This window comes from secondary endosymbiont of Heteropsylla cubana (genome assembly GCF_000287355.1).
GTDB lineage: Bacteria > Pseudomonadota > Gammaproteobacteria > Enterobacterales > Enterobacteriaceae.
In genome coordinates this window covers 493,812-513,587 of record NC_018420.1, presented here as the reverse complement: position 1 = coordinate 513,587, position 19,776 = coordinate 493,812, and the positions used below count along the sequence as shown (strand labels likewise).

General features: G+C 25.6%; 4 protein-coding genes and 1 pseudogene. 3 read left to right on the top strand and 2 right to left on the bottom strand.

The window, feature by feature from the left end; all coding sequences use genetic code 11:
* Nucleotides 1-5,731: 5,731 nt before the first annotated feature.
* A complete protein-coding gene (gene pepB, locus A35E_RS01245; RefSeq protein ID WP_014888866.1) occupies nucleotides 5,732-7,033 on the top strand; it encodes an aminopeptidase PepB in 1,302 nt (433 codons plus the stop codon).
* 1,587 nt (nucleotides 7,034-8,620) lie between these two features.
* On the opposite strand, the gene fabB is transcribed toward pepB, so the two are convergent.
* Both fabB and A35E_RS03220 read right to left on the bottom strand, forming a co-directional pair.
* A complete protein-coding gene (fabB, locus tag A35E_RS01240; protein WP_014888865.1) occupies nucleotides 8,621-9,832 on the bottom strand; it encodes a beta-ketoacyl-ACP synthase I in 1,212 nt (403 codons plus the stop codon).
* Between the two features lie 1,967 nt (nucleotides 9,833-11,799).
* Nucleotides 11,800-11,946, bottom strand: coding sequence for a hypothetical protein (locus A35E_RS03220; RefSeq protein ID WP_160142535.1), 147 nt, complete (start codon nucleotides 11,944-11,946; stop codon nucleotides 11,800-11,802).
* A 3,745-nt stretch (nucleotides 11,947-15,691) separates the two neighbouring features.
* Here A35E_RS03220 and A35E_RS03335 point away from each other — a divergent pair.
* Together A35E_RS03335 and A35E_RS01235 are read left to right on the top strand one after the other, a co-directional pair.
* Nucleotides 15,692-15,982, top strand: a pseudogene (locus tag A35E_RS03335) (hypothetical protein).
* Between the two features lie 1,643 nt (nucleotides 15,983-17,625).
* Nucleotides 17,626-19,224: an ABC-F family ATPase gene (locus A35E_RS01235; RefSeq protein ID WP_014888864.1), complete on the top strand. Its 1,599-nt coding sequence runs from the start codon at nucleotides 17,626-17,628 to the stop codon at nucleotides 19,222-19,224.
* Nucleotides 19,225-19,776 lie beyond the last annotated feature (552 nt).

Below are 19,776 nucleotides of genomic sequence, written 5' to 3'. Positions count from 1 at the left end.
ATATAACGATATAAATTTATAAAAAAATTGCAAAAAAAACTTCTTTCCTATCTCGGGATAAAACTACATTTGGTGGTATAAATCATATTGACGATACAAGCGCCTTCTTAAAAGTAAAAAACTAGTTTCCATAAGTCATAGTGCCTTACGAACACATCCTAAAAAAAATAATGATAAGGATAAGCCATGAAAGCAGTTTGATCTATGACTAAATATAATAACTACCACAGCGATAAATCCGAGCTATAGCCAACAAAAATTAGTTTACCAAATACTTAGTTATAAGAAATAGAAGACATAAACGATGATGCCGACATTAATAAGTACAATAATCAAACTATTTAAGCAATAATCTGTTAAAATGATAAAATAAAATCATGGAAATTAATAAAAAAAAACACTTACATCTAATGGATGTTACCAACCACAAATTCACTTGATGCACCCTGATTTCACCTTCTCGGTAGTACATCTTAAGAATTTTTTTTAAAATTAGAAAAACAATATCACAAGATAAAACCATATTAATCTCTGGATACATTTAGTTTGATTACCAATTATAATAGCCTCTTAAAAATCTTAAGATAAAAATAAATTCTACAAAACAAATAAGCCAAAAAAAGTTAGTTGATCTTTTTCTTTCAGTTGTCTGATTAGTTCTAATTATTAATAATGCTCCTCTCTAAAAAAATGATGGTTAGCTCTGATCTTTGTTTTCTTGGGTTTTATATGATAACTTGTAAACAAATATAACTACATAACATCTCTACCCCTTCTATCAAAAAGAACAGCATACGCTTCGCTCCACCCTTTTTTTAATTATTATATTTTTTTTAGTTAGTGTTGACTATATTAGGGAATGCAGTATCACTATGTATCTTTTTCTTGCCCAAAACAATAACCCTCGACTAAAAGAGCTTGTTTGCAAACTTAATGTATAATGTTTAGTAAAATAAAATTAAACACTAATTTATTTAGTAGAAATCTGGGATTTATTTTTGATAATATAAAAAAAATAAAACATCCACAAACCTAGGGGAAAAACTTCATATCACCAATTATCTAGTCAAAGCCAACTCTACACTCATAAGCACATGAATTACGAAAAGTTTTATTTCCCCCACTTCTCGAAAGCAAGATTAACACTATCTAAACCCTATCACGATATCTACTTAACTCTTACTTATTACAAATCGCAATCAATTTAAAATTGCTATACTATATTTTTAAAGCAATAAGCTTTATTGTAAAATCATACTCTTTATTCATATGCTTTTTTATTTGTAGGTTATAAGACCAGAACCCCCACCCGAATAAAATTAATCACATGCCTGCACCCTTAAAGATAGGCGTGCTTAAAGTTATTATTGGTGATAGAAAAAAACAGATTAAATAAATATTTTTACAAAAATATAGCCTTCCTAAAAACAAGACGACAATGAATACGAGCTAAAAAAATCTATGATTATTGAATATTTTTAATATTATTTATTATATTAAATGCATATAGAGTAGAGATTACTTCTTAGTTAACTAAACATTTTCAAAAAAAATCAGAGAAATAAACTATTAAGAACATAGATTAATCACGAATGATTCTTCGTCATATGTTACATGTCATATAAATCTCTTATGTCGCATTGTTTAACAGCGCCTTATTGAAAAAAATCGAGCTTTTAATTAATGCTATTAAACAAGATGATTTTATTAAACATAACAATCTATGTTTAAAACATATAAAATGATTTAATAAATTTTAATAGCATTCAACTATTTAACTAAAAAACTATTTATCGAATCATAAAAATATCTAGAGATAATGGACTCCACACCATAACGATTACAGAGTTTATCTGTACCTAAAATTATTTTAATTCACATTTCTAACATTTAGAGGTTAGCTGTTTTATGTAAATAAAAACTTCTAAAGAATTTTAGTAACATAAAGTAACCATGCTTGAAATATAAAACAGCATTAGCAATTTTTAACAAAATATATGTCGGTATGCCCTACCCTGAATAGGTAGGAATATAAAATTGATTTAATCAACGTCCACTCATAAAAAACGAAAAAAAATCAACGTTCTTGTGAAACGATAACGAGAATATAACAGGAGATGATAAAAATGTAGTTAACAAATAGTTTTTAAAATAGTTTTTCTAATATTAGTAATCTAATATCACTTCTTGAATTCTTAAATCCATAAAATTAAATCTAGTGAACCACTAAACATAATGTTGTTAAACAAGCTAAATATTTTTTTAAGTATTTGTCTCTTTGCTTAAACAGAATAACTTATTGAGTTTCTGAATAATATAAACCTATCTCTTAAAATAAGTTTTCTTAAGAAGAATTACCAAATACTCTGTACTTTTTAATTAAGGTTTTATCGAATTAATAAATATATCAGATATATTTAAATAACAAAAGATACTAAGATTTTTACTACTTTATTGTAAAACTATACAAAAACTTATAAACTTATTTAATAAAATTATGAAAAGCTAATATTTTATATATTATATTAAAATTGAACTAATCTAATATTTTTTTTTAAATTTAATTTCTCTACCGAGAAACTCTCATCCACGATATTAAAGTATAGTTAAAGATTAAATTTATTTTTTAAAGAAACCATATTAATAATATTAAAAATAATAATATTTTTATGTATACACATTAACAATTATACTATTATCTATCATTCACATCAATTTAATTAAAACAATTATAAAGTTATAATGAAAATAAGCTATCACTTAAATAATTTTTATTTTAATAACTAGGTTATTAGTATAACCTAATAATTATGGAAGCAATTTATTATCTACTTTTATCAATTAATTACTATAAATTATTCAGCGAAATAAATTTAATTCCACCCAATACAACTATAAACATGCTAAATAGCTTTATATTATATAGCTTCCTTATTAAATTATTACATACATCTCATTAAATTTAATAATTTATAGGATTAAAGCAAAGTTGAACACTTCTTCTTCCGGAAGGCACAAAAAAATACATTTATTCTATCAACTAACTTGTTCCAGGCAAGCAAATTTACTTTCTTGATCGTAATATTAAATTACGTTATTATTGGAATTTAAAATGCATTTAGTACGCATCTTCTATCACTAAATCTCATCTGAATTTAAACGTTATATAAAAAAACTATGATATTTGTGCACGATTCACATAAACCTTTGTTTATCAATTAAAAATAATCCTAATATCACCTTTCATGTTATCAACTTTAGAAATACATAAACCACTTAACATAAAACTAAGCAAAATATATATCTTGTTGAATTAAACATGCCCCAATTATCAGAGTCAGAATTTTTTAATTTTTTTGCTTTAAGAACTATCTATAAGCGTCAATAATAACGAGAGCTTGTAATTCAACTGAAAAATTAGTTAGTAGATAAAAACTTTCTTCTAAAAACTATAATGAAATTATAAAACAAAATCAGAAATACAGTAAAACTTAAAATATCTACTATATTCCGTCTTAAAAAGACGATAGAATGTTAGCTAAGAAAAGCTGTTAAAGTGATCATTATTCATAATAAATAAAAAAATACGCGTAGATCAATAGTCAATTTTTCACAAATGTTTTCGCGCTGAATCGTTTTCGTTCCACCAGTTACAAATTATTCTCTACGAGACTCCCTCTTATTGCAAAGAAACGCTAATATTTTCAGAAAAGTATTCAATACTAACATGAATAAATTTAAATCGTCATTGATAGGTGATGTAATATGGATCTTATCCTATATCTCTAAAAGTATTTTTTAAAAAAAATATATCATTATAATCTTAAATTGTTATCAACTACCAATAAACCTGCCTTAAAAAGTTATTATAAAAGTATGAAAATAATGCGTGATCCTTTTAGCAGAACATTTAGTAGCGATAAACACTGTAACTTATTACAGAGATACTAATTTTTTAATAAAAGTAGTAGTTCTTTACTGATCAATTAAATGAATAATATCATATGGATTATTAGTTAATTCTTGTTATCTTGCTTATACAGATAATTTGTCTATACCTTACTGTACAATACAGCATTGTACGTACTGTTTGTGTTCTAGAGTACGTCAATATTATATTGACTATAATCTTTCTATATCAACCCAATTTAAGGGAGAGTAAATTATCTTGCAGGATAGTCATTACAAAACATGACATGTATGAATTTATCTATAGTTGTACGTATAAATTTTATTACACCTTTATTTCGTGTATAATAGTACTTATCATGATGTGCTTTATATTTAAATTAAAAAAGGAATTTAAACGTTTTATCTAATGTTCAATAATTAAATCATTTAAATTTAATTTATATCTTTAGTAAAAGTTTTAAAAATATTAAAAATATGTTTATCAGGAAGTATTTTATTTCTTAATAAATGCACTTTCTTATTAAGAATATTGTATCTTTTTATATAAACAAGCTATCTTAATAAGATATAAAAAAATAATTAATAACAACAACATTTAAAACTAAAATTATAATCTCTATACACCTCCATAACGATCTAATTCTATTCAATATTACAGCTATTAAACTTTAATCTAAATCTTTATCTTACAAGACAAAAAAACATTTTGATTATAGTTTATTATTTTTTTTGAAAATATTTTTAATGTCACTAAAAACTAATTAGCAATACGCAAAGATTTCTTGTCTGTAATACTACTACAATCGCAACAATATTTTAATATCATCACTCACTATACTTTATCACTTAATATAAAAACTACTTAACATACAAACATTAAAAACGTTTTTCTAAAAAATTTATTATAGCTCTTTATTTACAGTCTCACGAATTTATTACATGTAGTTTTAATATAGTCTACATAACAGATTAAAAATTTAACTTCTTAACCAGACAACCCTACCGAATAAAACTTAAGTCAATAATAAAATATCCCTCTCTAATATAAAATATATACCTGCCTACTAAATAAAAAAATATTAAATATTTTTTAAAGAAATATAAAGAAATATATTAACGTAATTAATTATTAATTATTTATTTAAAATTAAGTATGATAGAAATATTGCAATACACAAATACACTAATATCGATTAGGAAATTAACGATAAATCTTATTAATCTAATCCATCAGATGTCTCAAAAACTTTCTACAACATTATATAACAGTGCTTTATCTAAACTAAAACATTGAAATATATCATTAAAAAAATAACTCAAAAAAAAATGATTTTTTCCGCAATACATTCAAACAAAACATTAACTACTATTAAGCTCCCATTAAAGCAAACAAACCCTTATAAAATACAAATATTAATAAAAATAATTACATTATAATACAATGTTTATTGAGCAGTATTGATTTTAATCATACATGACATATCAATTAATAAACGCTCATTAAATGATATCTAGTTTAAAGTAATTTATAATTATCTAAAATTACCATTTTACAATACATAAAATAACGTTATTTGAAGAAGAAAAAGAAATCCGATATATTTATATATAACCAAAGATAATTCAGTGTTTATAAAACGCAATCTTCAACAAAAAATCACATTATTCGTTCCAGATTTAAAATTAAAAAAAAATGACTGCAATTTAAGATAAATTAGTTAAAATAAATTAATATTTATCTATAATTATTTGATGAACATTTTATTTAATACATTATAGAAATGCAACAACCCTCACTAATCTCTAATATAGGAACCTTATGACAAAAGCAATGCAACTCACTTTATCTAGCACATGCGCTAGCCCCCATTGGGGTGGTAAAAAAGCATTATTAAGCGCCGACAATAGTGGAATGACTATTCATTTAACAACTCGCGACCCACTAATCCACATTCAAGAAGCAGGACGCACAATCGACACTCTAGGTATAAGACAGATTGCGTTAGTAGGAAAAGAATGGGATTTAACACGATGCTGGACATTTTGGCAAGGTTACCGCAACCCTAAAGGAGGACAACATTTAATTTTACCTAAGTTATCTGAAATAGACAATAAAACATTCAATGCACAAATGAAAATCATTGACTGGGTTCGTAATACCATTAATCTTCCAGCAAATGAACTCGGACCAAAAGAATTGGTAGAATGTGCTTTGAGCATGCTCTCTGGCATAGCCGACTATGCTATTAACTATAATATCATGAACATCGATGAATTAGTGTCTAATCACTATACTGGACTACATTCCGTTGGATGCAGTTCTAATCGCCAACCGGTACTTTTAACTCTTGATTACAATCCTACTGGCAATAAAGAAGAATCTATAATGGCCTGTCTAGTAGGAAAAGGAATAACTTTTGATACAGGTGGTTATAGCCTTAAAACAAACCATTTCATGGAATCCATGAAATCAGATATGGGTGGGGCTGCCACTCTAACAGGTGCATTAGCACTAGCCATTCAACGTGGCCTTAAAAAACGAGTACGACTCATTTTATGCTGTGCTGATAATATGGTCAGCGGCAACGCTTTAAAATTAGGTGATATAATTCGTTTTCGTAACGGAAAATCCGTTGAAGTTATGAATACAGACGCTGAAGGGCGTTTAATATTAGCTGATGGACTTATTGATGCTAGTTTAGTAAACTCACGAATTGTTATCGATTGTGCTACTTTAACCGGAGCCGCAAAAACCGCATTAGGAGATGATTATCATGCCTTTTTTAGCTTCGATGATAATCTAGCGTCTCAACTACTAAAAAGCGCGCATGAAGAAGGCGAACTTTTCTGGCGTTTACCTTTAGCAGAGTTTCACCGTAATCACCTACAATCCAGTTTTGCTGATTTGAGTAATGTCGCTAATAGCGAAAGCAATGCTTCAGCTAGTACTGCTGCTGCATTTTTATCACATTTCATAAAAAATTATCGTCAGGGTTGGATACATGTTGATTGCTCTGCCACCTACCGTAAAATTTCATCATCTCAGTGGTCTGTTGGCGCTACAGGATTAGGTGTGAAAACATTAACTAATTTGCTAATGTTCTTAGAAAAACTCTCATAGATAACTAAGATCACCATTAATATGTTTTAATTAAAGAACAATAAAAACTACATAAATTTATTAAACCTATTATGTATATACGTGATAAAAAAAATCTTTTAACAGATAAATTAACATCTAAAATAATCTTGTAATATGAAATTATTTTTGCAAGATAAGAAATAAATCTAAACCATATAAATTTATATGTATCTATAACAAATTTTAGAGAAAAATAAGATGCAACATCGATGATTTCTCTTGTAACCTGAATGTTTTTAGAAAACGGTGCTAGAGAAATCTCTCGTAATGTTGTTTTAAATAAGAAATAAAATTATTTATCTATGAAATAAATATGATAATTGTTATCTTTTTTTTGTAACAAGAAAGATGTTCTTATCTCATTTAAGATCGACATGACCTGATGTATTTTCATAATACACTGAATTATTATAATATTAACCTTAAAACAATTATTCTATATAAATCAAAATATCTTTATTGAAAAAATGAAACTTTTTATATAGTTAAAAATATTTACATAACAAATTAATATGCGTTTGATGCACCTATTAATTAATAAAAATCATTAATAGCTCAATATGCACAAAAAATAATTTCTTGTTTTTAACACTATCACTTCTATACCATTAGAAAGCACTTCATATTATAAAAACGTTATTTTATTTATTAAATTTTACTCTATTTTAACCCGATAAGTCTTTATTTCATTTTCGACTCAAATATTTAATATAATCTACTCTTCTAACAATACTAATTCATAAAATATGAAATCTATCTGTAATTAGATTACTTATTAAGTAATTAAATAAAAAGTTGGAACTTTGAAGATAAAAAATAAAAAGTAAAATCAAACTATAAGAAATATTTCTGTAAGATATATCTGAAAATATGTCGTGAGATATTTTTTTCTACACACCGATTGATCTTTTAAACAAAAACAGCGAATCCACTATTCTTGTTTAGAGTAATTAATTAAATTAATCGAATTATTTAACAAAAGATTTTCAATCATAAAATGATCTTATGTTAAATATCTAGATTTCACTTAAGACTATTCTAAATAACCAATATAAATCTATATCACGTAGCAAATAAATACCTCAAATAAGACGCTCATCCTAAAAAATAAAGAATCACCTTTTTAAGTATACCAAATATTGTCAATTAATAGAATTATGATAATTAACCCAATTAACATACAGTAGAATTCAATGTTTTGTTTATAACTTTTAAATTTTTACTAATAAATTTTTATATATATTATAACATTAATTATATATATAAAATTATTGGTTTACCATATACATGATGAAGTTAAAAACACCTATAAATAAAATAGTTATACTAAAATTAATGCTAATATAATCATATTATAAAAAATAAAATTTTTTTTAACTGCATATTCATTAAATTCAAAATGATGCATCCATTTTTTTGGTAAGTAAAAATAAAAAAAATCATCGATTGTTATGCTTATTAAATAAAAACGACTAAACATGAATTAATTTCATATTATTATTTATATGCACACAATATATGAACAAAAATAAGTTTTTTCAAAAATATTTAACCAAATAATACAAGTTAACTATATTTTCGCATTACAAGGGTTGCATTCGTTCCACCAAAACCAAAACTATTACTCATAACTGTATGTAATGGATAACGTGTTGGCTTCCTGATAATATTCATACCTTCAGCCTGCGGATCAAGTTGGTCTATATTAATGCTTGGTGCAATAAATCCATGTTCTAACATTAATAAAGAAAAAATAGCTTCATGCACACCGGCAGCACCCAGCGCATGTCCACTCATCGCCTTCGTAGAAGATAGTGCTGGATTTTGATCCCCAAAAGTTTCTCGAATAGCCCACAGTTCTTTAACATCACCAATCTGTGTAGAAGTCCCATGTACGTTTATATAATCTACAGGATCATCGATACCATTTAATGCCATCTTCATACAACGGATTGCTCCTTCACCCGAAGGGGTGACCATATCTTTTCCATCAGAAGTGGCTCCGTAACCAATAATTTCAGCATAAATATGAGCTCCATGATCAAGAGCATGCTGCAGTTCTTCGACTACAATGATACCACCCCCTCCTGCTATAACGAATCCATCACGATGGATATCATAGGTCCGAGAAGCTTTACTTGGTGTCTCATTGTATCGAGTAGACAAAGCACCCATTGCATCGAATTCGCAAGCCATTTCCCAACACAACTCTTCACCTCCACCAGCAAAAACTACATCTTGTTTACCTAACTGGATCATTTCCACTGCATTACCTATACAATGTGCAGATGTTGCACAAGCAGAGCTAATAGAATAATTAACACCCCTGATTTTAAAGGGAATCGCTAAACATGCCGAAATTCCAGACGCCATCGCCTTAGTAACCATATAGGGTCCTACACCACGCAAACCACGAGCGCGCATACCATCAGATCCAGCAACTTGATTTCGTGGCGAACCACCTCCAGATCCAACAATTAAACCAGTACGATCGTTAGAAACCATATTTGGAGTTAAACCAGCGTCTGCAATCGCTTGTTCCATTGATAAAAAAGCATATATAGAAGCATCACTCATAAAACGTGCTATTTTGCGATCAATCAACCCAGTAGTATTAAGTTTAATATTCCCCCATACATGAGTACGCATACCAGAATCTTTTAATTCCTGAGAAAATGTAATCCCAGAACGACCTGTTTGTAACGAAGATAAGACTTCTTTTTTATCGTTACCGATGCTTGACAAGATTCCGATGCCGGTAATCACCGCACGTTTCATTAAATACCTCTTAATAACATTTATATGTAAATTAAACACTTTGCCTTATAGGTGCAGCAAACTACACTCCACTCAGATGTATACCCTAAAACTTATATCAAAAAAAACTATTTAGTGAAAAAATTATATCTTCTGCATGTCAATCTGCAAATACTAAATAAGACACTACTTATTTCATCAAAATAGTATCGAGAAATATACAAACATCTTTTAATAAAACAAGACTTTACTAAATTTTTATCCTATAGAATCTCGTTCTGTCAAAGAAAATAGTCCCATTGTATAGCTACTGTTAATTAATGTTACTATTATAATATTACTGATTTGTGATAAATTTAAAATTTAAATAAATAGATAAGTTAATCCATAATATAATAACAAATGAGATTGCATCTGTAGACAAGATAAGTCAATGAAAGAATCAATACCTAAAAAAATAAAAAACAATTAAACACCTATGATTATCAACTTTACCACTTTATATCTATACTTTATTTTAATAATCTTATGCTGAGAATTATATAAATATCTTTTTATTTTTTTCTCAAAATATTTAATTGTTTGTATTATCAATTTAATTAAATGTTTTAATTAAACATTTGCATAAATACTTAAATAAAACATTAAAGATAGATTAAGATAAAACACTTACTATTACAGAAAATAAGTATATAAAAATTATAATAAAACTGTTAAAAGTTTTATAAAAAAGAAATGAACACACAAAAAACGCTTTATTAAAAAAATCAAGAATAGATTGCTTTCTATATCGCAAGTAACCTTTATATGTATGCGAGCACTTACATTAATTAAAATTTAATCACTATTTTCTAAGACTACGATCCCCACTCTCGTTTATAAAATTATAAAATTCTGAAAGTTTTGCTTGAAAGCATATTTAACTTCTACTAAAAATAATAATTTAATAAATAAAATAATCTCTTTTTTATTTTTTCAGGATAAAATCATGTTTATTAACAATGTGATCAAAATTAATACCTACTTAAAAATCAATCTATTACACATCTCGTTGAATATTCAAACAAAAAAATATTTTTAAAATTATACGTTGTGTAAATAAGTTGTCATATTTTACTTTAAAAATCATAGTAATTATCTAAATTTAGATGAGGTCTAATTTATATTTAATTAATAATTATTAATGTAAAAAAAACATTAAAATAATAATAAAAATATTTAGATGAAATCTAAATTTTAATAATTAATCTTTATTAATATGAAAAACTTATTGTTATATTTTTTTGCAAAGCAAAAATTAGTACAATTATGGATTATTATCCGTTGATCTCTTTAATTACTATATACTTTTTAAGATAAAATTTTTGTTTATAGCACTACTACATATATCATAAACTTTATCTTTTTTTTAAAAGAAGATCTTTAATCTAGTCAAACAACTAAGATTAAATACATATTCTTATAATAGGGATATGATATATTAATTCTAAGTTATTTTTTTTATTTTTTCGTTCAAAAAAAATAGACAAATCTTCTTGGAATCAAAATTCAAGTAAATATTACATACAGTTTGCCTATCTGTTCCATCTCTAAATATAGAAAAAGACAAAGAAAAACCTTCCCCCTTATTCATAAAATATCCAATGCAACAATCTTACATGCGCCATTAAAACATATTGAACTTATTTCTAATTTTCTGTGTCTAATCTTTTAATATTGTCAAATCATACTTTTTTTGAATTTAAATTATTGTTAGAGTTTTCAAATAACTATGAGTATATTAAAAAAACAATTACCTAAAAAGACAAATTATCATCTAAAAGAATTCTAACTATTAACTAAACAATTTTTTATCTTTATATTGTTTAATAAAAACATTTTTAAGATATAAAACTATAGTAAAACTTTACTAGTGTCAGTTAAATCTCCCACTACTTTAACATCTGATTTTCCAAATGTATTAAATGTCTCATCTACCGTATTACTAATTAATAATCATTAAATAAACATGCCCCTTCGTCTTTCCATTGAAAGTGAGATCCAACCATGTAAGCAACCACTAGTTTTATCACGCAATCTTTGATAAGAGATAGAATTTTCTTTTCTGCACTACAAACGATTTTATTAAACATCATAATATTTTTTTTGCCAATCTTCTTTCATAAGTTGAAAATCTCGATAAAATGTTATTAAAAGATAACGCTACCTTCAACACCAATACAGCTAGATTATATAAATCCGATATGACTAATTTGTTTTATCTTTTCATAAGTCAAAATACAAAACTATGAATAAAATAATCTATCTGGTCTGATTTGTTAGTCTTTCAATGAATAACGCCAATTATATGTTTTCTTTGAGCAACAATTCCCGGAGAATTAGCCTAATCGTAAACATGCTTCTTTTATCAAAATTAGCTTTTACAATCAAAATATCTCAAGTAGTCATCCCAACTATAATTCAGATAACAAGCCCATATCAGCTTATCAATCGATTCTAGTATCGAATTCTTGACAAAACATTTCTGCCTCATAAACAACTGATGTTGTTGCCTTAGTTATTTTTACATTCTGAACAATAATATTAAATTATGAGGGGGTATATTTTTTACTATGTATTATTTTAGGTAAATTTTCCAAGAAAGAATTATAATTTAGACACAGATACTTATCAAGTATGTGAAAATAGTCTTTTGATATGGTGGTTAAAACTTAATTAAGTTCGGGGAAAAGTGTGTATGATAAATACATTATATAAATTAATTAGATTATATAAATAATTTTATAAACATTTAGAAATCAATAGTGTATAAAAACATTTTATTTTTATAAAAATATAAATCTTTTTTAATTTTAGTTATTAACATCTCGAGGATAAACCAAGATGGATTATGTCACCTTCTTCTTATGTCATAACACTAACTATTTGGATTCCGCAACCCAATGTTCATGCATAGCACAAGGTTCTTATTTCCCGGTAAAACCCTGAAAAACAACTTCAGTATTTTCATTAACCAAAATAAGTACTAATCCTCATTGAAAACAGAAACAACCCAATGAGCAACATCAGTCAAACTTTTATTCTTGATCAAACATTTATTGTACTAATTGCTAATCGCTAGGCCCCAAGTCAGTATCATTTTTTTTCTAAATGAACTAGAATGGGAGTAATCATTTTACTTCAGATATCAACTTAACAATATCTTTAATCAAATAAATCATAACGTATGATTTTTATAAAAAAACATTAATCAATACTACTTTTAATAATAGTGTAATTTTAAGCTCTTTATTAAATATTAAAAATAATGATTACAAGTTCTACCCTGCAATTTAAATAAATTAACGGGTAACACTACCATATATTTTAAAAACATTTATTATAAATCCTATAGCAACTCTATACTACCATATATTCGATATTGTTTTTTTTATATCACATAGTGCATGTTTTATTATATGGCGCATGCTATACATTTATCTTCTTGAATATTATTATCCATCCCCTATAATTCCACTTACCAACACGCAGCATTGGTGTAAACTTAAACCTATCTATCGAAACAAACAAAATATTCTTTAGGGTTAATAACTATCGAGTTTATTTATACCTTTGATAAAGGTCTTCCTGAATAAAGTTTTCCTAAATTCATAAAAAATTTATCAAAATCAAATTTTTATTTTTTAGGACTAATGTAAACGCTGATATCTAACTTTAATAAGATCATGAGTCTACAATAAAATCTAAAATACCACGTAAATTATGAAGAGGTTTTTTTGCTAGCTTATCAAGGTTATCAAGTAGTAAAGAAGAAACCTTATCCAAGGTATTGGAAAATTAATAATCGTGATTAAATAAACAAATTTTCTAAAATTAGCACCTACTTTAATAAAATTTAATTAATAAGTTTCCATAAAACTTCTGTCTGATTAAGTAACTAAACCCCTACCAAGCCATTTCTCGAAAAAAAATGCAAACTTCTTTTTTTTTGAATTTGCTATTTTTATACTATAAAACTTATATTAACTGTAATCGGTCTATCCATGGCATTAGAAGGCTAAAAAATCCACACATTAAGTGTTGAAGTGAGATCTTCAACTTTAATAGTCCTCTTATGAGAGATATCCGATCGAGACGGTAGCAATGAAAAAAACTGTTTTTCTAATCTTTATATAAATGAATGATGCTATTTTCGTTTTTCTCTTTTTGATCACATACAATAATCACTTAATTTTCAAAGATTAATTAACAGCAATAATCATATTGAACATGCTATTTAATAATTTATAAGCATGATTTTCTTAACGATTTATTATAACTATCTAATCAAGCAGTTGATTATCACATTTAAATAAAAAAGATACTCCTCTTCGTAATTAAGAATATAAATCAAAGTATAGAGCTATCTTAAGACCTAAGTATTAATTACAGATATCTTGCTTTATCGTAAACATTAGTTAATTATATAATATTGTTTAACATTAAATAAATTATACGAATAACGTATATAACGATTAATTAGTATTGTTATTTTATTAGAGATCAATATTATATGTTTTTTTAAATCGTTAATAGGTGTTATTAACATTATCAATAGTGTTAGATAACACTCTCGGATTTTTGATCACTTTAATATATTAAATAAAGAATTAATGATGACTAAATTATTATTTTATACACATCCATATAACTAATATTATTTATTAATTTTTAATTATAAATTAAAATAGACCATGCTCTCTATCTCTCTTAAATGATATTTATTGCAAATATATATACATATTACCACATGGCTTTATTCTTTTTGTATTAAGCATACAAATTTATATTTTATTAATATTTTTATCTCGATTAGAATTTTTTTGTTACTAATATATAAATATGAAAATAGAATGAATATTCTTTTAAAAACATTACTAAATCAAAATTTTTAATTAAAAAAAATATTTAGCTTAAAATATAAATAAAAATATTTAAATTAATTTAAAGGCTAATGATAAAATATCTCAACAATAAAGAGTGAATCTCATGATCTCGTTTAAACGTCTTTATGCTTTCTAATAAAACAATTAATAATATATCGACCACTTATTTAAAACTTCATAAGTTATACCCAATAAAGTTATGAAAACAATATTTTTTTGTTGTTTATTATCACGCGTCCTTCTCTAGAGATAAATTTAAAAAAAATCTTAATCTTATTAAGAAGGATATTATTTTAATGATAGTGAATCTATGAATTATCTATAAAAGTATAGATTTATATAATAACTATTTAAATTACATTCTAACTGTGTAATAAACAAAGATCACATATTAACATGAAAGAAAGAACTTTACTAATGCAAATTAGTACCATATGAAACTATAGAATAGTAAAAACCTACCAAATATTTTTTTAAAATATAAAAAATATATGAAAGAATATAAGTTAAATTAATACTATTTAACTAATTACAAATATATAAAATAATAGATAAAATAACAAAATATAATTAAACTACTCAGTTTAACCCCCATCAAATCAATCTCTTCTTATTACTCCAGAGTAATACTATTATATCTTATCAGTTTCTTAAAAAATTAAACCCAAACTAACTCTAATTCTGTACTGAAGAAGATTTTTTATAAAAAAAAGTATCGATATCCGCTAAAACATTTTAATGTTATTGATGCAGAAATAATTATATACTCAGATATAGTGCCAAAGTTAGAATATGAAATAGAACGTAACCCTCCTCATTTAGCTCTAAAAGATTTTTTATGCAATAGAAAGGAATAAAAAAAATCAAAAAAATATTACACGATTAAATCATGTAATTATAGAAGAGAAAATGTCATCTAATATTAAGAACGCATCTAAATAATTTAAACAACATATTGATTACTAATATTTATAATTTTATCTTTTCGATCGTATTAATGATATTTTTAAAAAGTAAAAGAACACTATTATTGATTACTAATATTCGAGAAACACCGCACAAAACAGATATAATCTTATCGTTCTTAAAAATAACAAAACAGATTATGCGTGTTCACTTCCTTGTTCTTTAATATTTTAAAAATTGTGAACTGAAAAATTATTTTCATAACTGGAATATTGTAAAGTATAATAAAGATCTAGATCGAATCTACAAAAATGCAAACGTAAACTTAATAATACTTTAATTTTATGCATTTCTCGCATAAAAATGTCTAGACAGTGTTCACACTGTTGCCATGTTACGACAACAATCGATTAAATAATAAAAAATACTTTTTTTTAACTGACAAATCTACGATTTGTATCGTATCTAGCATGACAAAAAACTTCAGATCTTTTTTTTAATTTTAATAAAATTTATTTAATTAACATACGTTTCATTCTTTAATTTAAAAAAACCTTAGATAACGTATCTTAACTACGTTAAAAAAACTTTTTAGGCATGAGAATCTAAATAAAAATAATTGCTTTAATAAAAAACAGATACATATTATAGAGGTAGTCTCTTACTATTATTTAAAGCTCTATTTTTTTATTCTTAGATTTTTATTAATAGTTTAATTACATATTCAATACTACTTTGAACAAAACTTAATCTTTTTGCAAATATTAACTTTATATTAATAATATATTAAAAAGGTTAATTTCATGCATTGAACCATGTAACATTTTTTCAAAATTTATTACATTCAATTTATTCGAGCAAAAATCTAGTAATTAATTTTTCTACTACAAAAATTATTTATTTTAAATAATGTTTATTCTACAATCATTAGGTTGAGTATATGTTTTTTAATACTATGTATCTCTTTGTATTTATAATTAATAGAATTTTCTTTCTTATCTTTTTTGGAAAACTTTCACTGATACAAACAACGTTTCTTACTAATTATAAATTAGTTATTAATTTTTTTAAAAGTTGTTTTATTAGATTTATGGTTAGAAATAGACCTGACATTCAGTCAATATGTGTTTTTTTAAAAACCTAAAAAGGAAAATTAAAAGATATACTTTTATTTAAACATTGATGCTAAATCTATCATCAAGTCATAAACTCATTCTAAGTTGCATTAAAACTATCTCTATTTATCATAAATAACTAATAATTTATTAAGCTATATCTGTTAAAAATTACTTTTATTGTAAATTCAACTAATAGAATTAATCTAATCTAAGTAATAAACTTTAATTATCTTATATGTTTGAGATCGTACTAGTTGCAAGAGTATAATTAATTATATAAACACTAATATTACGGTTAAGGTTAAAATTTTATCGAACCTTTAAAAATAATTGATTAAAAAACTTCATTATTTAAAGTTAGTGAACAAAATAAACTTTATTTGAAACAGTTAAAATAGTCAAACATGTTATTACTAATCTCTAAAATATCTATGTTTTAAATCATAACTTTTAAATAATAGATTAAAAATGCTAAATTTATTATAGTTTAAAAAGTACGAAGTTTATAACATGTATAATTATGTTAATAACTAAAATTAAAAAAGATTGATATTTTTATAAAAATAAAATATTTTTATACACCATTGATTTCTAAATGTTTATAAAATTATTTATATAATCTAATTAATTTACATAATTTATTTATCATGCACATTTTCCCCCGAACTTAGTTAAGTTTTAACTACCATATCAAAAGACTATTTTCACATACTTGATAAGTATCCGTGTCTAAATTATAATTCCTTCTTGGAATATTTACTTAAAAATAATACATAGTAAAAAAAATATCTCTCTCCCCTCAAAAAAATGTAAATTTATGACATAATAAGACTACCTTCAATTTTATAATTCAAGAGTTTATCCTTTGCTTATCAGTAACAACATCACCATGCAATTTGGAAACAAACCACTGTTTGAAAATATTTCAGTTAAGTTTGTCAATGGATATCGTTATGGTCTTATCGGTGCGAATGGATGTGGCAAATCTACATTAATGAAAATTTTAGGAGGAGATTTAATTCCCACTTCAGGTAATGTAAGCGTCTACCCTAACAAACGTCTTGGTAAACTAAGACAAGATCAATTTTCTTTTGAAAAAAATAGAGTACTAGATACTGTTATTATGGGTCACGTAGAACTTTGGGATATTAAAAAAGAACGCGATCACCTTTATTCCTTGACCGAAATCTCTGAACAACAAGGCTACCGAATAGCGGATTTAGAACTACTATATGATGAAATGAATGGGTATACCGCGGAAGCGCGTGCAGGTGAATTATTACTAGGACTCGGAATCTCCTTAGATAAGCATTATGGGCTGATGAACGAAGTAGCACCAGGCTGGAAACTTCGCGTACTACTCGCGCAAGCGCTATTTTCTGATCCAGATATTCTTCTGTTAGATGAACCAACTAACAATTTAGATATTCATACTATCCACTGGTTAGAAGAAGAACTAAATGCACGTAATAGCACAATGATTATTATTTCCCATGACCGCCATTTTCTTAATACAGTCTGCACACATATAGCAGATTTAGATTATGGAAAGCTCTCCGTTTATCCAGGAAACTATGATAGTTATATCATCACATCAACACAAGAACGAGAACATCTGATCGCAAATAATGCAAAAAAAAAGGCCCAAATCGCAGAATTAAAATCATTTATTGCACGTTTTAGTGCAAATGCATCGAAATCTCGACAAGCCACTTCCCGAGTCCGACAGATTAATAAGATAAAACTTGACTCTATTCAAATATCTAGCCGACAACATCCATTTATTCGCTTTCAACAAGAAAAAAAACTCTTTCGCTATGCTGTGAAAGTAGAACAAGTATCTTGTGGATTTAACAACGATTCTCCTGTTATAGAGAAGGTGAACATGATAGTAGAATCTGGAGAAAAAGTAGCAATTATCGGTAATAATGGTATTGGAAAAACTACCTTATTAAGAACCTTGCTCGGTAAATTACCGCTTCAAAAAGGGCAAATAAAATGGTCTGAAAATGCCTGTATTGGTTACTACGCTCAAGATTATACTGCTGAATTTATTAAAAATATCACAGTATTTGAATGGATGAATCAATGGAAACAAACATCTGACGATGAACAAACAGTCCGATCTCTACTTGGCCAACTATTATTTTGTAAAAATGACATTAAAAAGTCAATAACTGTCTTATCTGGAGGTGAAAAAGGTCGAATGTTATTTGGTAAATTAATGATGCAAAAGCCAAACATTATCGTGATGGATGAGCCTACTAACCATCTTGATATGGAATCAATTGAATCGTTAAATATAGCTCTCGAGCTATATCAAGGAACATTGCTATTTGTTTCTCATGATCGCAAATTTGTTAACTCACTAGCCACGAGAATTGTTGAAATTTTACCAGGAAAGATTATTAATTTCAGAGGAACATATGAAAATTACCTATTTAATCAAAAAAAAATAAATTAGTTTACCTAAACTAGAAAACAAGCTGGACTTATTTAAAGTTAATTTATCTTGATAAATATCAATAATTAAGTCCTTTAAAACAACGCACCTAGATTTATTAAAAAATAGTGTTTCTTCTGTTTTTTCTCGAACGATTAGAAATTTTCTATAACAAAAAAAATCATACTTTATATATATTTACTCTTAACATAAATTTTAGTAATTTTCATTATAGAGTTACATACATATAGATAAATTCCTTGAAAATTCACACACCAGAAAAATTCTAATAACTAGAATGATAACCAGACCTAAATATTTTTATAGTTTATTAATCTAATTAACTCTTAATCAGTTTTTTTAGTATAAATAAATATTTATATACTTTTATATGAGATCTTTCTCTTCTAAATGTAAAGCATTTCTTCTAAAACATGTTTTTAACATAATCAAACTTTGAATCTAAAAAAATTAAATTGATTAAATAAAAAAAATAAAAAAAATATCGCAAATATGCAAGTTTTTATCTCAAATAAAAGATACACATATATAAAATATTAAAATATAGATGTA